At 62.7% G+C, this 18,875-nt stretch carries 23 protein-coding genes and 1 riboswitch; of the genes, 22 read left to right on the forward strand and 1 reads right to left on the reverse strand.

What is annotated here, in order from left to right:
* Positions 1-26 precede the first annotated feature (26 nt).
* From CQ020_RS05520 to hisF, 15 genes are all read left to right on the forward strand, one after another.
* Positions 27-215: a hypothetical protein gene (locus CQ020_RS05520; RefSeq protein ID WP_105568112.1), complete on the forward strand. Its 189-nt coding sequence runs from the start codon at positions 27-29 to the stop codon at positions 213-215.
* A gap of 12 nt (positions 216-227) precedes the next feature.
* Positions 228-1,121: a cytochrome gene (locus CQ020_RS05525; protein ID WP_105690907.1), complete on the forward strand. Its 894-nt coding sequence runs from the start codon at positions 228-230 to the stop codon at positions 1,119-1,121.
* A 50-nt stretch (positions 1,122-1,171) separates the two neighbouring features.
* Positions 1,172-1,744 (forward strand): peptide deformylase, encoded by a 573-nt coding sequence (gene def, locus CQ020_RS05530; protein ID WP_105690908.1) that lies wholly within the window; start codon positions 1,172-1,174, stop codon positions 1,742-1,744.
* Positions 1,741-2,661, forward strand: coding sequence for a methionyl-tRNA formyltransferase (gene fmt / locus CQ020_RS05535; protein ID WP_105690909.1), 921 nt, complete (start codon positions 1,741-1,743; stop codon positions 2,659-2,661). Before def ends, fmt begins: the two co-directional genes overlap by 4 nt.
* Positions 2,658-4,226 (forward strand): RsmB/NOP family class I SAM-dependent RNA methyltransferase, encoded by a 1,569-nt coding sequence (locus CQ020_RS05540; RefSeq protein ID WP_105690910.1) that lies wholly within the window; start codon positions 2,658-2,660, stop codon positions 4,224-4,226. The genes fmt and CQ020_RS05540 overlap by 4 nt, the downstream gene beginning before the upstream one ends.
* Before the next feature lie 99 nt (positions 4,227-4,325).
* Positions 4,326-5,000, forward strand: coding sequence for a ribulose-phosphate 3-epimerase (gene rpe, locus CQ020_RS05545; RefSeq protein WP_105690911.1), 675 nt, complete (start codon positions 4,326-4,328; stop codon positions 4,998-5,000).
* 78 nt (positions 5,001-5,078) lie between these two features.
* Positions 5,079-5,234, forward strand: a riboswitch (FMN riboswitch).
* Between the two features lie 89 nt (positions 5,235-5,323).
* A complete protein-coding gene (gene pnuC, locus CQ020_RS05550) occupies positions 5,324-6,031 on the forward strand; it encodes a nicotinamide riboside transporter PnuC (RefSeq protein ID WP_105690912.1) in 708 nt (235 codons plus the stop codon).
* A complete protein-coding gene (ribD, locus tag CQ020_RS05555) occupies positions 6,028-7,167 on the forward strand; it encodes a bifunctional diaminohydroxyphosphoribosylaminopyrimidine deaminase/5-amino-6-(5-phosphoribosylamino)uracil reductase RibD (protein ID WP_105690913.1) in 1,140 nt (379 codons plus the stop codon). Before pnuC ends, ribD begins: the two co-directional genes overlap by 4 nt.
* On the forward strand, positions 7,167-7,796 hold the full coding sequence (locus CQ020_RS05560) for a riboflavin synthase (RefSeq protein WP_105690914.1): 630 nt from the start codon (positions 7,167-7,169) through the stop codon (positions 7,794-7,796). Before ribD ends, CQ020_RS05560 begins: the two co-directional genes overlap by 1 nt.
* Positions 7,793-8,488, forward strand: coding sequence for a 3,4-dihydroxy-2-butanone-4-phosphate synthase (ribB, locus tag CQ020_RS05565; protein ID WP_105690915.1), 696 nt, complete (start codon positions 7,793-7,795; stop codon positions 8,486-8,488). The genes CQ020_RS05560 and ribB overlap by 4 nt, the downstream gene beginning before the upstream one ends.
* The gene (gene ribA, locus CQ020_RS05570) at positions 8,485-9,204 is read left to right on the forward strand and encodes a GTP cyclohydrolase II (protein WP_105690916.1); all 720 of its coding nucleotides are present in this window, start codon (positions 8,485-8,487) and stop codon (positions 9,202-9,204) included. The genes ribB and ribA overlap by 4 nt, the downstream gene beginning before the upstream one ends.
* Before the next feature lie 2 nt (positions 9,205-9,206).
* Positions 9,207-9,692 carry a 6,7-dimethyl-8-ribityllumazine synthase gene (gene ribH, locus CQ020_RS05575; RefSeq protein WP_105690917.1) on the forward strand — a complete coding sequence of 162 codons (486 nt, stop codon included), beginning with the start codon at positions 9,207-9,209 and terminating at the stop codon, positions 9,690-9,692.
* 107 nt (positions 9,693-9,799) lie between these two features.
* Positions 9,800-10,063, forward strand: coding sequence for a phosphoribosyl-ATP diphosphatase (locus CQ020_RS05580; RefSeq protein ID WP_024820576.1), 264 nt, complete (start codon positions 9,800-9,802; stop codon positions 10,061-10,063).
* Between the two features lie 84 nt (positions 10,064-10,147).
* On the forward strand, positions 10,148-11,008 hold the full coding sequence (hisG, locus tag CQ020_RS05585; RefSeq protein WP_105690918.1) for an ATP phosphoribosyltransferase: 861 nt from the start codon (positions 10,148-10,150) through the stop codon (positions 11,006-11,008).
* Between the two features lie 64 nt (positions 11,009-11,072).
* Positions 11,073-11,849, forward strand: a complete 777-nt coding sequence (gene hisF, locus CQ020_RS05590) for an imidazole glycerol phosphate synthase subunit HisF (protein WP_024820578.1) — start codon at positions 11,073-11,075, stop codon at positions 11,847-11,849.
* 77 nt (positions 11,850-11,926) lie between these two features.
* Here the strand turns inward: hisF and CQ020_RS05595 are convergent, their stop codons facing one another.
* A complete protein-coding gene (locus CQ020_RS05595; protein ID WP_024820579.1) occupies positions 11,927-12,571 on the reverse strand; it encodes a TIGR03085 family metal-binding protein in 645 nt (214 codons plus the stop codon).
* Positions 12,572-12,660: 89 nt separating this feature from the next.
* Here CQ020_RS05595 and hisI point away from each other — a divergent pair, with 89 nt between their 5' ends.
* From hisI to trpA, 7 genes are all read left to right on the forward strand, one after another.
* Positions 12,661-13,077: a phosphoribosyl-AMP cyclohydrolase gene (hisI, locus tag CQ020_RS05600; protein ID WP_105690919.1), complete on the forward strand. Its 417-nt coding sequence runs from the start codon at positions 12,661-12,663 to the stop codon at positions 13,075-13,077.
* A 58-nt stretch (positions 13,078-13,135) separates the two neighbouring features.
* Positions 13,136-14,719 carry an anthranilate synthase component I gene (locus tag CQ020_RS05605; RefSeq protein ID WP_105690920.1) on the forward strand — a complete coding sequence of 528 codons (1,584 nt, stop codon included), beginning with the start codon at positions 13,136-13,138 and terminating at the stop codon, positions 14,717-14,719.
* Entirely contained in the window at positions 14,716-15,321 is a 606-nt protein-coding gene (locus CQ020_RS05610; protein WP_105690921.1) for a Trp biosynthesis-associated membrane protein, read from the forward strand. The genes CQ020_RS05605 and CQ020_RS05610 overlap by 4 nt, the downstream gene beginning before the upstream one ends.
* Positions 15,322-15,468: 147 nt before the next feature.
* Positions 15,469-15,741: an HGxxPAAW family protein gene (locus CQ020_RS05615; RefSeq protein WP_105690922.1), complete on the forward strand. Its 273-nt coding sequence runs from the start codon at positions 15,469-15,471 to the stop codon at positions 15,739-15,741.
* A 2-nt stretch (positions 15,742-15,743) separates the two neighbouring features.
* The gene (trpC, locus tag CQ020_RS05620; protein WP_181151766.1) at positions 15,744-16,562 is read left to right on the forward strand and encodes an indole-3-glycerol phosphate synthase TrpC; all 819 of its coding nucleotides are present in this window, start codon (positions 15,744-15,746) and stop codon (positions 16,560-16,562) included.
* Positions 16,563-16,677: 115 nt separating this feature from the next.
* The gene (gene trpB / locus CQ020_RS05625; protein WP_105690924.1) at positions 16,678-18,054 is read left to right on the forward strand and encodes a tryptophan synthase subunit beta; all 1,377 of its coding nucleotides are present in this window, start codon (positions 16,678-16,680) and stop codon (positions 18,052-18,054) included.
* Entirely contained in the window at positions 18,054-18,866 is an 813-nt protein-coding gene (trpA, locus tag CQ020_RS05630) for a tryptophan synthase subunit alpha (RefSeq protein ID WP_043457198.1), read from the forward strand. Before trpB ends, trpA begins: the two co-directional genes overlap by 1 nt.
* Positions 18,867-18,875 lie beyond the last annotated feature (9 nt).

Genomic DNA, 18,875 nt, shown 5'->3' on the forward strand with positions numbered 1-18,875 from the left:
ATGACGGGTTTCGCGTCACGAACCACGTGGACGCCGCACCCATCAGCATGCACGAACTCAACGAATCGGAAGAGCCTCCAGCTTCCACCATCCCTGCCGCGTCTTTGGTGGCGCTGTCCGTGACCGCCCCGATCCTCGCAGGCAAGCTCGCCAGGCTCTCCCCGGAGCAGCTGGCCCTGATCTTTCCGCGGATGAATTCTGTCGGTCCTCTGTGACACAGTCTTTGTATGACTGCTCCACTGCTTGCCCACGCTACTGACTACGGCCGGATGTACGCCCGCTCCACTACCGAGCACTTTTCCGTGCCGTCCATCACCACAGTGATCGGACAACAGGCACATGCCTTGGATGGGTGGTTCAGTTACATGGGAGCAAGCAGCCTGGCCGCAGATCCTGAACTTGCTTCCATCCTTGGAAGTCCGGCCAAAATCCGCCAGGCAATCAACAAGGCTTCCAAAGCTGCCGAGATATACCGTGACGCTGCGGCAGCACGCGGTGACCGCGTGCATACCTACTGCGAACAGGTGGCATTGCGTGCCATGGGGCGGCCGCACCGCGTGGAGGAGTGCAGGGATGATCTCGCATCCCACGGAGAGCAGGCCTTTGCTGCCCGCTTTGACGAGTGGTGGGAGCTCTACCGAGTGGAGCCCCTCGCGCCGGAGATCACTGTTTGGAACAAGACGGTGGGGTATGCCGGGACATTGGACCTCGTGGCACGGATCAACGGCCGCATCTGCCTGATTGACTACAAAACCAAGGGCACTACCCGGGACGGCACAGTGAAAGCCCTGGATGACAAAGTGGTTATGCAGCTCGCGGCCGGGATGAAGGCCGAAGAAAGCCTGGTGGATCCGGTCGCGGGTGACTGGGAACCGTGGAAATACGGCGATAGCCCGATGCTGCTGGCCGTGGCCATCGGCGAGACCGAAGTCAGGCCGCAGCGGGCCAACCCGGAGATACTCAAACATCATTGGTGGAAGTTCTGCGCCCTTCGGAGGGTGTGGGAGATGTCCGCGGACGTCGTGGCGGCCGGGCAGCCGCTGCTGCCTGTTGCTCCTCCGGTCTTCGCGTCCGCCGGCGCAGCACCTGCGGCGGCCATGACCTCAACTAAACTGGCTTAGGCTCCGCAACAACCGGAACCTGGTTTGACGATCGTGAGGACTGACAGCAGATGGCAATTTTGAGTATCCGAATCATCGGGGACCCGGTGCTGCGCACCGTAGCTGACCCCGTCACCGATTTCGGTCCGGAGCTCGCCAAGCTGGTAGCGGACATGACGGAAACCATGGAAGATGTTGACGGCGCCGGCCTTGCTGCGCCCCAGGTGGGTGTCAGCCAGCGTGTGTTTACCTACCGGATCGGGGGAGTGGAAGGCCACATCATCAACCCGGTCCTGGAAAACAGTGAAGATTTCCAGCCGGACGAAGTGGAGGGTTGCCTCTCCATCCCCGGTTTGGGTTTCCCCGTGCGCCGCTTTCAGGCGACCAAGGCCACTGGCGTGGACCTGAACGGAAATCCGGTTTCGGTGGAGGCAGAGGGCATGCTGGCCCGCTGCTTCCAACACGAGACAGATCACCTTGACGGGGTCCTCTATACGGACAGGCTGGAAGGCGATGACCGTAAGGCCGCCCTCCGCGCCATCCGGAACGCCAATTACCACGACATTACGGAGCAAACCACCTCCAAGCGCGCTCATTCCGTAGGATCCAGCTTCGGGGGCGGCAGCTTCGGAGTTCCCGAGTGAGGGTCCTCTTCGCAGGAACGCCTGCTGTGGCTGTGCCGTCGTTGAACGTGCTGGTTCAAGCGGGATTTGAGATCGTTGCTGTCCTCACCCGGCCGGATGCCCCCGTGGGGCGCAAACGCGTCCTGACTCCTTCGCCGGTGGCGGCACGTGCCATGGAACTCGGTATCGAGGTCATCCGAGCAGCTAAGGTTGACACCGGGACCACAGCCAAAATCGCGGAATTCGACCCCGACGTCGCCGCGATCGTTGCCTACGGCGGCATTGTTCCCAGGGCTGCATTGGGTGTCCCGACGCACGGCTGGGTCAACCTGCACTTTTCTCTTCTGCCCGCCTGGCGCGGTGCTGCCCCTGTACAGCGATCCATCATCGCTGGGGACGACGTCACCGGGGCCGCTACGTTCCAGCTTGAAGAAGGCCTGGACACCGGTCCTGTGTTCGGGACACTTACTGAAACTGTTCGCCCAGGGGATACCGCTGGGGATCTCCTGGAGCGGTTGTCCATCAGCGGCGCAGTTCTGCTAAGCCAGACACTTTCGGCAATCGACGCCGGTCAGGCTGCTCCAGTGCCGCAGCAGGGGGAGATTTCCCTGGCCCCCAAGCTGACGCTCGACGACGGACGCCTGGACTGGCAGCAGCCGGCCCTTGCCTTGAACCGCCGCGCGCGCGGCGTTACCCCTGAACCCGGGGCCTGGACCACCTTGGAGGGCCAGAGGATCAAACTCGAACCAGTAGCGCTTCGGCCCGACATCAAGGATCTTCCGCCGGGAAATATTCGGGTGGATGGCAAGTCAGTCCTGGTGGGCACCGGGTCCCATGCAGTGGAGCTTGGCCGGATCCAACCGGCCGGTAAGAAAATGATGTCGTCCGCCGATTGGGCGCGCGGCTTGGCAACACCCGAGAGAGTGGTATTCGAATGAGCGAGTCCGGCCGGCGAGGCCCCAACAACAGCGGGAGCCGGGACGGTGGCGGGGCGGGAAACCGCGGCTCACAAGGCAACCGTGGAGGCGGCGGCGAGAGCAAACGCAACGCCCAGGGCCGGGAGCGGAACAGAGGACCTCAGAGGGGCTTCACCAATAACGCTCCCTCGCAGCGTACGCGTCGCGCTGATCCAGCCCGACTCGTGGCTTTCGAAGTTCTCCGCGCGGTTGCTTCCGAAGATGCTTACGCAAACCTGGTCTTGCCGGCTCGTATCCGGGAGCACCGCCTGGACCGTCGGGACGCCGGCTTCGCCACTGAATTGAGCTACGGGGCCTTGCGTGGGCAAGGAACCTATGATGCCATCCTGGCCCGTTGCGTGGACCGCCCTCTGGAGCAACTTGATCCCGCCATCCTGGATGCCTTGCGGATTGGCGCGCACCAGCTGCTTTCCATGCGTGTTCCCGCGCATGCGGCGCTGGACCAGACTGTCGGCCTGGCACGCGCGGTCATCGGAGCCGGCCCCTCCGCCCTCATCAACGCCGTACTTCGCAAGGTGACTGCCCACAGCATGGGGGAGTGGCTGGAGATTCTTCTGGATGGCGAAACCGACGAGACCAAGATCGCTGCCCTGCGCCACGCCCACCCGGAATGGATAGTCCGGGCACTACGTCAATCGCTGGTGAACCACGGGCGCCCCAAGACCGAGATTGATGCCCTCCTTGAGGCCGATAACGCGGCTCCGGTGGTTAACCTGGTGGCTTTGCCTGGCCTGGGTAACCTGGACGAGGCCTTCGACCATGGGGCCACAGCAGGTGAGTTGGTGGAGGATTCAGCTCTTTCTGCCGGTGGGGACCTTGGACGTTTTGAATCGGTCCGACGCGGCACCACGCGCGTTCAGGACGTGGGATCCCAACTTGTGGCCCGGGCTTTGGCAGGAGTCGAGCTGGGTGGCTCGCCTGCGCAGGGTGAGCGATGGTTGGACTTGTGCGCGGGCCCTGGTGGCAAGGCGGCGCTCCTGGCTGCCTTGGCATACCGCGACGGTGCAACCCTCCTGGCCAATGAGCCCGCCCCGCACCGGGCGAAACTTGTCCAGCAAGCCCTATCGGCTGTGCCGGATGAGGCTTGGACTGTACGGACAGGCGACGGCCGTGAAGTGGGTGCGGAGCAGCCTGAAACTTTTGACCGCGTCCTGGTGGACGTACCTTGCAGTGGTCTTGGTGCCTTGCGGAGGCGGCCGGAATCCCGGTGGCGCCGCTCTCCGAAGGACATCGGAGACTTGGGCCCCTTGCAGCGTGACTTGTTGAAGTCCGCGCTGGATGCCGTTAAGCCCGGTGGAGTGGTGGCCTACGTGACGTGTTCGCCGCATCCGGCCGAAACCACAGCGGTCGTTACCGACGTGCTGGCCAAGCGTGAGGACCTTGTACTGCTGGACGCCGGGCAAGCACTGGACAACGTCAGCCTTACCGGCAATCTAGACGCTGGTCACGAGCTCACGGCCCAGTTGTGGCCGCACGTTCACCAGACGGATGCCATGTTCATGGCGATCATCCGCAAGAAGCCGTAGCCGCGAAGGCCACGCTGCAGGGGTTCGTCTCCTTCGGCGCGGCCCACTCGTTCCCACCTCACCGACTCTTCCGACCATCACCGATCCCAAGGGGCTGCTTTGTCTCAGTGCTGTATCAACCCGAGCATTCTGTCAGCGGATTTCGTCAACCTTGAGGCGGAACTGCAGCGAATCAGCAATGCAGATGCTGTCCACGTGGACGTCATGGACAACCATTTCGTGCCCAACCTGACGCTGGGCCTGCCCGTGGTGCAAAGGATTCAAGCAGTCAGCCCGGTTCCGCTGGACGCGCATTTGATGATCTCCGACGCCGACCGCTGGGCTCCTGCCTACGCAGACGCGGGTGTCGCTTCGGTGACGTTCCATGCCGAAGCTGCCATGGCGCCAGTCAAGCTGGCGCGCGAACTGCGCGCCAGAGGCTCCAAGGCCGGCATGGCGCTGCGTCCGGCCACACCCGTGGAGCCGTACCTGGACATGCTCAGCGAACTGGACATGCTGTTGATCATGACGGTGGAGCCCGGATTTGGGGGACAGTCATTCTTGGACATCACCTTGCCCAAGATCCGGCGTGCCAGGGCAGCAATCGAGGGTTCGGGCATCGGTGTCGCCATCCAGGTGGATGGCGGCATTACCGAGGAGACCATTGCGCGGGCGGCTGAAGCCGGAGCGAACGTCTTCGTTGCGGGCTCGGCAGTTTACGGGCACCAGGATCCCGCGGCGGCGATCGATCGGCTCCGTGCAGCGGGTCAGGCCGCTGCTCGAACAACCGCCTGAAAGTCGTCACCACATGTTACGAAAATGGCCCGGGAATAGCCGGGGCACCTTCGTAGTTGTGGCAGAATAACAACACACATACGTGCTCCGGGGTCGGTGTAAGTCCGAACCGGCGGTTATAGTCCGCGACCCGCGAGCCATTGGCTTCCAAGAAATTGGATGTTCGGTGGCAGACGGTTGAACTGGTGAAATTCCGGTACCGACAGTTAAAGTCTGGATGGGAGAAGCACGTACAGTCATGCCTTGGGCGTTCCTTTTGCGACGCCCGGCATTGCGCTGTCGTACACCCCCGGAGTCATCGCGGCTTACTGGGAAGGAACGGCATGGACTTTCTGCGATGGCTCTTCGAAGCACAGATCCCCGTTGGAGGATCTGCTCTTGTCTTACGCGAAGTGCTTGGAAACATCTTTGGGCTACTCAGCGCCCTCGGCGGAATGCGCCGTAAAGTCTGGGCATGGCCAATCGGCATCGTCGGCAACATCCTCCTGCTCACGGTCTTCCTGGGCAACGTCTTTGGTGCAGCAGCGCCAGCCACGCTGTGGGGGCAGGCCGCGCGACAAATCATGTTCATCGCAGTGGCCGTGTATGGCTGGTACCGCTGGCAGCAGGGCCGGCAACCGAGCACCCAAGGGCGGGCAATCGTCCCGGGTTGGGCCAGCAACAAGGTTCGGATCGCACTGATTGCTGCGATGGTGGCGGGCACAGCGGCATTGACGCCCTTGTTCGATGCCTTGGGTTCCTACCCGCCGGTCTGGGCCGATGCCTGGACGTTCATGGGATCCCTGCTGGCAACCTACGGAATGGCACGCGGGTGGACAGAGTTCTGGCTCATCTGGGTAGCCGTGGACATTGTCGGCGTGCCCCTCTTGTTCAGCGCCGGCTACTACGCCAGTGCGGTCATGTACCTGTTCTACGGCTTCTTCACGCTCACCGGGTTCTTTGTATGGTGGCGCGCCGAAAAGCGTGAGCGGGGCAGTCGTGACGGCAGCGGTCCGGCCGGCGTCGCCGCACCTGTGGGAGCTGTCCAGTGAGCTCCGCCAACACGTCCTATACGGCAGCAGAAATTACTGCCATGGAAGCCGCACTGACGGCTGCCCTTGCCGGTCCCCGAGGAGCCAATCCGTTGGTAGGGGCGGTAATCCTCAGTCCGCAGGGCGAGCAACTGGCAACCGGTTATCACCGGGGGGCCGGGACGGCCCATGCTGAAGCCGATGCGATTTCCGAAGCCCGGAAGAAGGGCATCGACACAGTCGGAACCACCATGGTGGTCACTTTGGAGCCCTGCAACCACGTGGGCAGAACCGGGCCCTGCGCCCAAGCCATTATTGACGCGGGAATCGCCAGGGTGATTTACGCCGTCGACGATCCCCATGACCCCGCCGCGGGCGGTGCGCGCACGCTCACTGACGCAGGTGTTGTGGTCAGGTCCGGGCTGGAAGGCTGGAAGGCGCTGGATCTGAACCGTGACTGGTTCGACGCCGTTGCGGCAAAGCGTCCTTTCGTTACCTTGCATATCGCGCAGACACTGGACAGCAGGATTGCCGCTGTGGACGGCACCAGCCAGTGGATCTCCTGCCCGGAGTCACTTGCCGACAATCACGGACTGCGGGGACTCATCGACGCAATCCTCGTGGGTACCGGCACCGTGCTGATCGACAACCCGCGCCTCACGGCCCGGACGCCGGACGGCGAACTTTCGGCTCACCAGCCCCTGCGTGCGGTCATGGGCCTGCGGGAAGTCCCTGAAGATGCTGCAGTCCGTGGCACCGACGGGCTTTTCGTTCACCTGCCAACCCGGGATCCTGCGGAAGCCCTGGACTCCCTGTTCGAACAGGGAGTCCGGCACCTCATGGTGGAAGGCGGCTCATCGATTCTGAGTACCTTCCTTGCAGCAGAGCTGGTGGACGAACTGATCGTCTACGTCGCCCCCACGTTGCTCGGATCCGGAACGCCGGCACTCAACGACCTCGGTATCACCACACTGGCAGAGGCCCAGCGCTGGTCCTGGGACGACGCCGGTGGCGGCGCCGTCCGGGTTCTCGGCAACGACCTTCGGCTGCACCTGCGTTCCCCTCGGGGCGCCGCCAGCACCATCACGAATTCGGTTTCGCAGAAGAATTTGATTTCTCACAGTGAAGCTGCGGAATATCTCACAGGAGGAAACTGATGTTTACGGGAATCATTGCCGAGCAAGGCACTGTGCTGGGCATTGAACATGACGGCGATGCCAGCGCAACACTGCGTCTCAAAGCACCCACCACGGCGGAGGGATTGCCGTTGGGCGGTTCCATCGCCGTCAATGGGGTGTGCCTGACAGCCACTGAGATTGATGGCCAGGACTTCAGTGTGGATGTCATGGGCGAAACCTTGGTCCGCACCACCATCGGCGGACTGGCGCCGGGAGATGCCGTCAACCTGGAACGCTGCGTACCCGCCGGTGGACGGCTGGACGGGCATGTTGTCCAGGGCCATGTGGACGGTGTTGGTGAGTTGCTGGAGCGTGAGCCGCTGGGAAACTGGGATCGGCTCCGGTTTGGAGTGCCGGCCACGCTGGCGCGCTACATCGCCGAGAAGGGGTCGATCGCCGTCGACGGTGTCTCACTGACCGTGACCGCCGTCAGCCCTGCCGCCGAAGCGGCACCGTGGTTTGAAGTGGGGTTGATCCCCACCACGCTCGAAGAAACAGGCCTGGGTGCCAAGGAAGCGGGAGGCCGGGTGAACATCGAAGTTGATGTGCTGGCCAAGTACACCGAACGCCTTCTGTCCTTCGCGCCTCAGCAGGGAGGCACCCGATGAGTGCTCCTGCCAAGACAACTCCGGCCGGCGCGGGACGTACCGGGCTGGATCCTGTTGAATCAGCCATCGCTGCCATGGCCGCAGGCCAAGCCGTGATCGTGGTGGACAACGAGGATCGCGAGAACGAAGGCGACATCATCTTCGCTGCCGAACACGCAACGCCGGCCCTGATGGGATGGACCATCCGCTATTCATCCGGCGTCATCTGTGTTCCCTTGGATAGAGAGCGTGCGGACGCCCTCATTCTGCCGCCCATGGTAGAGATCAACGAAGACGCCAAGGGCACCGCTTACACTGTTTCCTGCGATGCCGCGATCGGCGTCAGCACCGGAATCTCGGCCACTGACCGTGCGTTGACGGCCCGGATCCTGGCGGATCCAAGCAGCACTCCGGCCTCGATCACCCGCCCCGGGCATATTTTCCCGTTGCGGGCGGTTAACGGGGGAGTGCGTGAACGCCCAGGTCACACGGAGGCTGCTGTGGACCTGTGTCGTCTTGCCGGGCTGGCCCCGGTGGGCGTGATCGCAGAGTTGGTACATGACGACGGTGAAATGATGCGGCTGGACAGCCTGCGCGATTTCGCCGCTGAACATGGATGCCCCCTCATCTCCATTGAGGATTTGGTGTCATATGTTGAGGCGGTAGAGTCCCGGGCGGCACATATTTCCCAGGAGGACGAGGAGAAGCGATGACCGCATCGACCACACGCAGCAGTGACCACACCGGTCCCGGACCGCACCCCGTCAGTGGTGGGCCGATCGTGCAACTGCCTACGGCTTTTGGTGACTTCGTGGCACAGGCGTGGACGGACCTCGAGACCGGCCACGAGCACCTTGCCGTGAGTTCCCCCAACCCGCCCAAGGGTGGCCGCGCGCCGCTGGTACGGCTGCATTCGGAGTGCCTGACCGGTGACGTGTTCGGTTCCTATCGCTGCGACTGCGGAGAGCAGCTGGCGTTTGCCCTGGAGCTCATCCATGCAGAGGGCGGGACACTGCTCTACCTGCGTGGCCAAGAGGGCCGCGGCATCGGGCTGGCCAATAAGATCAAGGCGTATGCGCTGCAGGAAGCCGGCTTTGACACCGTGGAGGCCAACGAGCAACTCGGCTTGCCTGTTGATGCGCGTTCCTACACTGCGGCAGGCCAGATCCTGGCGGAAATGGGACTGCATGAGGTCCGGTTGCTGAGCAACAACCCCGACAAGCAGAACCGCCTTGCCCAAGCCGGAGTCACGGTTGTGGAGATGGTGCCCACCGAGGTTCCTTCCCGCGAACAGAACCTCCGGTATCTGCAGACCAAGAAAGACCGGATGGACCACCGGCTGGCGCTCGACGTCGAGCCCGTCAGCAACGGCAAATCGCCGGCACCCCACCCCTTTGACAACAACCAAGACCGAACGGATTCCCAGTAACCATGAGCGGACACGGCGCGCCCACCATTGACCTCACCACCCTCAACCCCGAGGAAACTTCTCAGCTGAAGCTCGCCATTGTGGCCGCGAGCTGGCACACACAGATCATGGATGGTCTGGTTGACGGCGCCCTCCGCGCAGCCAAGGAAGCCGGGATCGCCGAACCAACGTTGCTCCGGGTTCCGGGCAGCTTTGAGCTTCCGGTTGCCGCGGCCAGGCTCGCGCCGCACTTTGACGCCGTCGTAGCCCTCGGTGTGGTCATCCGTGGTGGAACGCCTCACTTCGACTACGTCTGCCAGGCTGCGACGTCGGGCCTTACCGACGTTAGCGTCCGCACCGGCGTGCCGGTTGGTTTCGGCGTCCTCACTTGCGACACCGAACAGCAGGGGATTGACCGGGCCGGCCTTCCGGGTTCCAAAGAAGACAAGGGCCACGAAGCAGTGACCGCTGCCCTTGCCACAGCTGTGACACTCAAGCACTTCAGCTAGACGCCCTTGGTGTCCAAGGGGATGTGAGTGTGTCTTCACTCACATCCCCTTCGTCATGCAACGCCCCAACAAGCGGTGGTCGCCCCGGAGCAAGTAGTCTGGAGGGCGTGAAGAATTTCGAGACGCTGTTCGCAGAACTGAGTGAGAAAGCAGCGACCCGCCCGGCAGGTTCGCGCACGGTTGCCGAACTGGACTCCGGAATCCATGGCATCGGCAAGAAGGTGGTCGAAGAGGCCGCCGAAGTCTGGATGGCCGCGGAGTACGAATCGGACGAAGCCGCCGCTGAGGAGATCTCCCAGTTGCTGTACCACCTGCAGGTCCTCATGCTCGCCAAGGGCCTCACCCTGGAAGACGTTTACAAGCATCTTTAGCCACGCCACTCCGCATGCCTGTTGCGGAGCCCCCTGCGTGGCCAAGGTGCCTGAAAACTTCCATTCCAACAAGAAAGTCTCCCAATGCTCCGTGTAGCAGTCCCCAACAAGGGATCCCTGTCCGAAGCCGCCTCGGCAATGTTGTCCGAGGCCGGTTACCGCCAGCGCCGCGACACCCGCGAACTGGTCATGGTTGATCCGGACAATGAAATTGAGTTCTTCTTCCTCCGTCCCCGCGACATCGCCGTCTATGTAGGCCAGGGCACCCTGGACGTAGGCATCACCGGCCGCGACCTCTTGCTGGACGCAAAGGTGGAAGCCGAAGAACTGCTTCCCCTGGGCTTCGCGCCCTCCACGTTCCGTTTCGCAGGCCCCGTAGGTGACTTCACCGGCGTCGAGCAGCTCGAAGGCAAGCGCCTCGCCACCAGTTACGACGGACTTCTTCGGGACTACCTTTCCGAGCGGGGCGTGAACGCCACAGTGGTCCGCTTGGACGGTGCCGTGGAATCTTCGGTCCGTCTCGGCGTGGCGGATGCAATCGCCGACGTCGTTGAAACGGGTAACACCCTCAAGGCTGCCGGTATGGAGATCTTTGGCGATCCCATCCTGAAGTCCGAGGCCGTGCTGATCCGGCGCTCCGGCTCAGGTGGAGCCGCCAACGGAACTGCCAAGGAAATTGAGATTCTCATCCGACGCCTGCAGGGTGTCCTCGTGGCACGCCAGTACGTCCTGATGGACTATGACATCCGCAAGGACCTGGTGGAAGACGCGGCAGCACTGACTCCGGGCCTTGAATCGCCCACGGTTTCACCGCTGCGGGATTCCGAGTGGGTTGCCGTGCGGTCCATGGTTCCCAAGAAGGAAACCAACCGCATCATGGACGAGCTGTACGATCTCGGTGCGCGCGCCATCCTGGTCAGCAGCATCCACGCCTGCCGTATCTGATCCGGCGCAGCACCTTCACGCCGCGCATCAAACTGCAGAGTTCAGAAATGTTTAGGAGCAGCACATGGCCGTAGCCGTACGCGTCATCCCTTGCCTGGATGTCGATGCAGGCCGCGTCGTCAAGGGCGTCAACTTTGAAGGCCTCCGCGACGCCGGTGATCCGGTGGAACTGGCGCACCGGTACGACAATGGCGGGGCCGACGAACTGACGTTCCTGGACGTCACTGCGTCGTCCGGTAACCGGGAAACCACGTTCGACGTCGTTCGCCGCACCGCGGAGGAAGTATTCATTCCCCTCACCGTGGGCGGAGGCGTCCGAGGTGTTGCCGAGGTGGACAAGCTCCTGCGTTTCGGTGCGGACAAGGCGTCCATCAATACCGCAGCCGTTGCCCGGCCTGATGTCATTGATGAGATCACCCGTCACTTTGGCTCGCAGGTGCTGGTGCTCTCCGTGGATGCGCGCCGGACCCGCGAAGGTGACGTCCCGACGTCGTCCGGTTTTGAAGTCACCACCCATGGTGGCCGCACAGGGACCGGGATCGATGCCATCGCCTGGGCCAAAGAAGCCGCCGACCGGGGCGTGGGAGAAATCCTGCTCAACTCCATTGATGCCGACGGCACCAAGGACGGGTTCGATCTCGAGCTGATCCGCCTGGTTCGTGCCGCCGTGAACATTCCGATCATCGCTTCAGGCGGGGCCGGGGTGCCTGCGCATTTCCCGCCCGCCGTACAGGCAGGCGCAGATGCCGTACTGGCGGCGTCGGTGTTCCACTTCGGGCCGGACGACATGATCGCCCAGGTCAAGACCGCGATCCGCGAGGCGGGCTTCGAGGTTCGCTAGCAACTACGCCTTTAAAGCAGTAATGGAGGGTCACCGCGCGGTGGCTCTCCATTACTGATTAAAGGCATCTGAAAGAGTTACAGCCCGATGTCCGCTGACTGCAACAGCGCGACGGCGTCCGGCTGGCCTTCGAAGGTGACGAGGGCCTGGCTGGTGCGGCCATGCGCGTGCATGAGCAGCTCGCCGGGCTCACCGACGATTGCCACTGAAACGGGGGCGCGCTTGGCTACGTGCCGAGGGCCTGTGGGCCGCACAAGCACTATGCCGAGGTCCACGCCACGGTAAAGGAAGGCAGCTCGTTTGATGAGTTCGTCCCAGAGGGCGTCCGAATAGGCCTCATCCAGGGCGCGGGGCGCCCAACGGTCACCTGCGCGGCGAATGTCCTCGGTGTGCACGAAGTACTCAATGAGGTTTGACGTCTCATCCAAGGCTTTGATCTTCAAGGGGGACAGGGCCGGTGGGCCGCCGCGGAAGGTTCTGACGAGCTCCGCGTAGGCGTCCGAGCTCTTCAGCTTCTCTGCCAGCTTGGCGGTGGCCTTTTCGGAGGCCTTGCCCAAACTGGGAATCAGGAGGCCCAAGCCCACCGCGATCTTCCGTTCCCGCAGGTATAAGTGCGCGGCAAGATCCCGGGTCAACCACCCTTCGCAGAGCGTGGGGGAGTCAGGCCCGGCCGCCAAGAGGGTTTCGGCCAGTACTTCTCGGGAAGGATCGACGAAATGCATCACTTGTGAAACTAGCACGATCGGAGCACTCTTGCGCACTGGAACCGCCGCAGAATCCGGCTCCCGTCAAAGGCACTAGACTTGATCTGATGTCAGAGCAGTCCGCCCCCAGCCCAACTCCTGCCGCGGAGCTCTCAAGCGACCCCGCGAGCCCCTTGCCGCAGGAGATCGCCAGCGCCCTGAAGCGGGATTCTTCCGGCCTCGTTGCAGCTATCGTGCAACAACACGATACCAACGAGGTCCTCATGCTCGGCTGGATGGATGACGAGGCGCTCCACCGCACCATGACATCCGGCAGGGTCACGTTCTACTCCCGCTCCCGCCAGGAGTACTGGCGCAAGGGCGACACCTCCGGACACGTACAGTTCGTGAAGTCTGTTGCCCTTGACTGCGACGGCGATGCCCTTTTGATCCGTGTGGACCAGATTGGCGCAGCCTGCCACACCGGAACCCGGACCTGCTTCGATGGTCGCGACTTCGCCGTCGTCACGGGTCACCGCGACTAAGGCACCCACTACTTTCCACTGACGCACCACCTCAGACAATAAGGCGGAGAACATAGCCATGCAGGACCTTGGAATCATCAGCCCGGGCCTGGAAGAGTTCCGCGAACTCGCCGTCCACAGCCGTGTCATCCCTGTCCGACTCAAGGTTTTGGCGGACGCCGAGACTCCTATCGGCTTGTACCGGAAGCTGGCCAAAGGACAACCGGGCACCTTCCTCCTGGAATCAGCAGCGGTTGGCGGTGCCTGGTCCCGCTATTCCTTCATTGGTTCGAAGTCCCGCGCAACGCTGACCACCAAGGACGGGGAAGCTCACTGGATTGGTGAGCCGCCCGTGGGGGTTCCCGTCTCGGGTAACCCCGTTGACGCGGTGCGGGACACCATTGCGGCACTCCAAACTGACCGCTTTGATGGGTTGCCGCCGTTCACGTCCGGCTTGGTTGGTTTCCTTGGCTGGGAAGCGGTCCGTCACTGGGAGCGGCTGACGTCCCCGCCAGAGGATGATCTGCAGCTGCCCGAAATGGCACTGAACCTGGTCACGGACATGGCCGTGCACGACAACATGGACGGCACGGTCCTCCTCATCGCCAATGCCATCAACTTTGATGACAGCTCTGAGCGCGTGGACGATGCCTGGCACGACGCCGTGGCCCGCGTGAAGGGCTTGCTGGACCAGATCAGCACACCGGTTGCCCAACCCGTGTCCGTACTTGAAACGGCTGCCCTGGACTTCGCCTCCAGCGTCCAGGAACGCTGGGACGAGGCCAAGTACTTGGAGGCAATCGACCGCGGCAAGGAAGCCATTGTTGACGGCGAAGTTTTCCAGGTAGTCATCTCCCGGCGATTCGAGATGGAGTGCGCCGCGGACCCCTTGGATGTTTACCGCGTCCTGCGCAACACCAACCCCAGCCCGTACATGTACCTCTTCAGCCTGGAGGACGCAGACGGCCGCGAGTACTCGATCGTAGGCTCTTCGCCGGAAGCTCTGGTCACCGTCACCGGTGAGGAAGTCATCACCCACCCCATTGCCGGTTCGCGGCCCCGTGGCAAGACCGTGGAGGGGGATAAGGCGTTGGCAACCGAGCTGCTGGCCGACCAGAAAGAACGCGCAGAGCACCTGATGCTGGTGGATCTTTCACGCAACGACCTCTCCAAGGTCTGCGTGGCCGGAACCGTGGACGTTACACAGTTCATGGAAGTGGAGAGGTTTAGCCACATCATGCACCTGGTGTCCACCGTGGTCGGCGAGCTGGCACCCCACGCCAAGGCCTATGACGTCCTCAAAGCCACGTTCCCGGCAGGCACCCTATCCGGTGCGCCCAAGCCGCGTGCGCTGAGGCTGCTCGATGAACTCGAACCGCACAGGCGCGGCATCTACGGTGGCGTGGTTGGCTACCTGGACTTCGCCGGAGACATGGACATGGCTATTGCCATCCGGTCCGCACTTCTCCGCGAGGGACGCGCCTACGTACAGGCCGGCGGTGGAATTGTGGCTGATTCCCATAAGCCCTCGGAAGCTCTGGAGACGGTGAACAAGGCCGCTGCGCCCCTCCGTGCCGTGCACACAGCCGGGTCGCTGCAGAACATTTCCGCGAACGCCCTGCGGAACGTGGACGGATCCGACGACGGGACGTCGGCCTCATGAGCACGCCATCATCAGCGCCTTCCGTCAGGCAGTCGCCGCGTTGGGCACGAAAGTCCACTCTTGTCCTGGCCACCACCATCCTTGCCCTGGCAGTTTTTGGAGCGACCACTCAGACCTGGATCGAGGTCCGGCTGGACCCCACGGGTGCCTCGAACAGCGACCTCCATGTCCAAGGAAGCAAAGCGGCCACTGCGGTCACGGCACTGGCCGTCGTCGCTCTGGCGGGCGGCTTGGCTGCATCCATCGCCGGAAAGATAGCGCGCTGGATCATCGCAGTGCTCATCGTTTTGTCCGCTGCGGGGATCATCCTCGCGGCCGTCACCGTTTTGCTTGATCCTCTGGGAGCCGCACAAGGTTCCATCGCTGCCGCCACGGGAGTCTCGGGCGGGCAGGCTGATGCAGCAGTAACTGCGTTCCCGGTGATTGCCATCATTGCCGGGTCACTCTTGGCCGTCTGTGCTGTTGTTTTGCCGTTGGCGGGGCGTCATTGGACCTCGCGAACCAAGTATGACGCCGGCTCGCGGGGCAGGAAGAGCAGCAACGAACCGGTTGACGAGATCGACAGCTGGGACAGCCTCTCGCGCGGTGAAGACCCCACGTAAGCAGTCATGGCGGACTTTTGGGTGGGCCCGGTGCAAGAAACCCGGTGCAAGAAAGCCGGACACCACGTGTCCTGAGGTCCGGCGATGTCCCGGCCGTCGTCAATAAATGGCAGAATGTAAGCAGTATTCATCCTGAGGAGATTTCACATGAGCAAAACCACAGTGTCCGCAAACCAAACTGAATCCACCATGGCCAGCCACGCTGACGCCATTGGCCACGGAAACAGCCCGGCTGCCTGGACCTGCGTACTTGTGATGCTGGTCGGCGCCCTGATTTCCTCCATTGCTTTTGTCATCGCCAGCACCCCGATCTTCGTCGGTGGACTGGTGGTCATGGTTATCGGCCTGATCGTGGGCTTCGTCATGCGCAAGGCAGGCTACGGAGTTGGCGGCAGCAAGCTGCAGAACAACGGTCACTAATCGTGACCGTTCTTGATGACATTATTGTTGGCGTCAAGGAGGACATGGAGGTCCGCCGCGGCCTCGTGTCCCTCGCGGAGCTGAAGGAGCGCGCCGCAAACGCTGCTCCTGCTCGTGATGCATGGGCAGCCCTTGGTGGCCCGTCATCCATCCGCAACGACCTCAAAGTCATCGCCGAAATCAAGCGTCGCAGCCCTTCGAAGGGTGATCTCGCGTCCATCGCCGATCCCGCATCGCTTGCGGTGCAGTATTCCGACGGCGGGGCTTCCGTCATCAGCGTCCTCACCGAACAGCGCCGTTTCGGCGGTTCGTTGGCGGACCTCGACGCCGTGCGTGCCGCCGTCGAAACGCCGTTGTTGCGCAAGGACTTCACTGTTGACGAGTACCAGATCTGGGAAGCCCGTGCGCATGGTGCTGACCTCATTCTGTTGATCGTCGCGGCGCTTTCCGACTCGGAGCTTGCTGACTTCAGTGCATTGAGCCACGAGCTCGGCATGAACGTCCTGGTGGAAACGCACACTGAAGAAGAAATCGAACGCGCAGTGGCAGCGCAGGCCAAGATCATTGGCATTAACGTCCGCAACCTCAAAACGCTCGACGTCGATCGCTCCGTTTTCGGATCATTGGCCGGTTTGATTCCGGCTGAGTCCGTGATCGTGGCCGAATCCGGCGTCAGGGGTCCCGCGGACGTCTCGCATTACGCCGAGGGCGGCGCCAACGCCATCCTGGTGGGGGAGGCGCTGGTCAGCGACTCCACGCCGCGCGAACGCATCACTGAATTCAAGGCAGCCGGAGCTGCCGCCATCGCCGTCAGGAACTGAGGCAGTCACTGAATCACGGCGAATAGTTGCAAGGCAGCCCAGGCATTGGCCTGCGGCTGCCTTGTGGCACGTGGAACTACCCAAATGAACTAACTGGAACAGGACGGTGAGACTGATGGTCGACGCGCCAACAGCCGGCTCAGAAGAGAATGCGGCGGACGCATTCCTCCAAGGTGGCCCTTCGCTGCGGAATGCATCGGGGCCCTACTTTGGCAGCTATGGCGGACGCTGGATGCCCGAGTCGCTCATTGCCGCCCTTGACGAAGTCCAGGACACCTTTGAGAAAGCCAAAGCTGATCCCGATTTCATCGCGCAGCTCAAGGATCTCAACAAGAACTACTCCGGCAGGCCTTCCCTGCTGACCGAAGCCAAGCGCTTCTCGGAGCATGCCGGCGGGGCGCGCATCTTCCTCAAGCGCGAGGACCTCAACCACACTGGCTCCCACAAGATCAATAACGTCCTTGGCCAGGCACTCCTCGCCAAGCGCATGGGCAAGACCCGCGTCATCGCTGAGACTGGTGCCGGACAGCATGGCGTAGCCAGCGCCACGGCCGCAGCCCTGCTGGGCCTCGAGTGCGTGGTCTACATGGGTGCCGAGGACTGCCGGCGGCAGGCCTTGAACGTGGCCCGCATGCAGCTGCTGGGTGCAACGGTGGTTCCCGTGACCAATGGCAGCCAGACACTTAAGGACGCCATCAACGATGCCCTTCGGGATTGGGTCTCCAATGTGGAGCACACCCACTACCTGCTGGGTACCGCAGCCGGGGCGCATCCGTTCCCTGCCATGGTGCGCTACTTCCACGAAGTGATCGGTGCAGAGGCCCGCAGCCAGATCCTCGAGCAAACCGGTAAGCTCCCGGACGCCATTGCTGCCTGTATCGGTGGCGGTTCCAACGCGATCGGCCTCTTCCACGCTTTCCTCGATGACGCGTCAGTGAAGATCTACGGCTTTGAAGCCGGAGGCGAAGGCGTCGAAACCGGCCGCCACGCCGCCGCCATCTCCCTGGGCCGCCCCGGCGTGCTTCACGGAGCCCGTTCGTACCTGATGCAGGACGAAGACGGCCAGACCATCGAGTCCCACTCCATCTCGGCGGGGCTGGACTACCCAAGCGTCGGTCCGGAGCACTCCTACCTGGCAGACATTGGGCGTGTTACCTACGAGGCCGTGACGGACACCGAGGCCATGGACGCGTTCAGCCTCCTGTGCCGGACTGAAGGCATCATCCCCGCCATTGAGTCCTCTCACGCCTTGGCCGGTGCCATCAAGATCGGTAAGCGGCTCACGGAGGGCAAGGAAAACCCTTCGGACGTCACAGTGATCGTCAACCTGTCCGGACGCGGCGATAAAGACGTGGAGACTGCTGCCGCCTGGTTCAACATGTTGGACGAGGAAGGGCACGTCAAGGGCACCACGCTGTCCACACGGAAGCCGAAGGGGCCCACCGAGCGTACGTCTGAAGCAGCCGTGGATGTCAACGAGGACCAGAACTGATGACTGAAGAATTTGCCAGCAAATCCGCTGCCGCCATTGACCGCGCCAAAGCAGAAGGCCGCGCCGCCCTGGTGGGCTACCTTCCCGCGGGTTACCCCACGGTCCAGGAGAGCATCGAGGCCGGCATAGCCCTGGCCCGCAACGGCGCTGACCTCATCGAAATCGGAATCCCGTACTCGGATCCCGTGATGGACGGCCCGGTCATCCAAGCCGCCACCACCGAAGCGATTTCCAACGGATTCCGCGTTGCCAACGTGTTTGACGTGGTTGCCGGTATCACTGCCGCCACTGATGCGGCAGTCCTGGTCATGACGTACTGGAACCCTGTCATGCGCATGGGTGTGGATGAATTCGCGCGCCGCCTGGCAGAAGCCGGGGGAGCAGGCCTCATTACACCGGACCTGGTTCCTGACGAGGCTCATGAGTGGTTCGAAGCTTCGGATAGGTACGGCTTGGATCGAGTGTTCCTTGTGGCGCCTTCCTCCACCCCGGAGCGGCTGGACATGACAGTCAAGGCAAGCCGTGGATTCGTCTACGCTGTCTCCATCATGGGCGTCACCGGAACACGCACCTCCGTCAGCAGCAGTGCTGAGGACGTGGTGGCCAGGGCACATGCCGCCGGTGCCGAGCGTGTATGTGTCGGATTGGGTGTGTCCAACCCGGATCACGTCCGTGAAATCGCTGCCTATGCGGACGGCGTGATCGTCGGCACTGCTTTGGTGGCGGCCCTCCGCGATGGCGGCGTGGACGCCGTCGGACAACTCACCAAGAACCTCAGCGCCGGCCTGGGCCGCGCAGCTGCAGAAGCCTAGGAAAAGGAA

The sequence above is a fragment of the Arthrobacter sp. MYb23 genome (assembly GCF_002979775.1).
GTDB lineage: Bacteria > Actinomycetota > Actinomycetes > Actinomycetales > Micrococcaceae > Arthrobacter.

Coding starts and splice junctions, on each gene's coding strand:
- CQ020_RS05605 (WP_105690920.1), top strand. CDS start 13,136: ATGCAGGACCTTGGAATCATCAGCCCGGGCCTGGAAGAGTTCCGCGAA.
- CQ020_RS05560 (WP_105690914.1), top strand. CDS start 7,167: ATGTTTACGGGAATCATTGCCGAGCAAGGCACTGTGCTGGGCATTGAA.
- hisI (WP_105690919.1), top strand. CDS start 12,661: ATGTCAGAGCAGTCCGCCCCCAGCCCAACTCCTGCCGCGGAGCTCTCA.
- ribH (WP_105690917.1), top strand. CDS start 9,207: ATGAGCGGACACGGCGCGCCCACCATTGACCTCACCACCCTCAACCCC.
- hisF (WP_024820578.1), top strand. CDS start 11,073: ATGGCCGTAGCCGTACGCGTCATCCCTTGCCTGGATGTCGATGCAGGC.
- hisG (WP_105690918.1), top strand. CDS start 10,148: ATGCTCCGTGTAGCAGTCCCCAACAAGGGATCCCTGTCCGAAGCCGCC.
- CQ020_RS05595 (WP_024820579.1), bottom strand. CDS start 12,571: ATGCATTTCGTCGATCCTTCCCGAGAAGTACTGGCCGAAACCCTCTTG.
- ribA (WP_105690916.1), top strand. CDS start 8,485: ATGACCGCATCGACCACACGCAGCAGTGACCACACCGGTCCCGGACCG.
- CQ020_RS05525 (WP_105690907.1), top strand. CDS start 228: ATGACTGCTCCACTGCTTGCCCACGCTACTGACTACGGCCGGATGTAC.
- trpA (WP_043457198.1), top strand. CDS start 18,054: ATGACTGAAGAATTTGCCAGCAAATCCGCTGCCGCCATTGACCGCGCC.
- CQ020_RS05540 (WP_105690910.1), top strand. CDS start 2,658: ATGAGCGAGTCCGGCCGGCGAGGCCCCAACAACAGCGGGAGCCGGGAC.
- CQ020_RS05610 (WP_105690921.1), top strand. CDS start 14,716: ATGAGCACGCCATCATCAGCGCCTTCCGTCAGGCAGTCGCCGCGTTGG.
- trpB (WP_105690924.1), top strand. CDS start 16,678: ATGGTCGACGCGCCAACAGCCGGCTCAGAAGAGAATGCGGCGGACGCA.
- pnuC (WP_105690912.1), top strand. CDS start 5,324: ATGGACTTTCTGCGATGGCTCTTCGAAGCACAGATCCCCGTTGGAGGA.
- CQ020_RS05615 (WP_105690922.1), top strand. CDS start 15,469: ATGAGCAAAACCACAGTGTCCGCAAACCAAACTGAATCCACCATGGCC.
- def (WP_105690908.1), top strand. CDS start 1,172: ATGGCAATTTTGAGTATCCGAATCATCGGGGACCCGGTGCTGCGCACC.
- ribB (WP_105690915.1), top strand. CDS start 7,793: ATGAGTGCTCCTGCCAAGACAACTCCGGCCGGCGCGGGACGTACCGGG.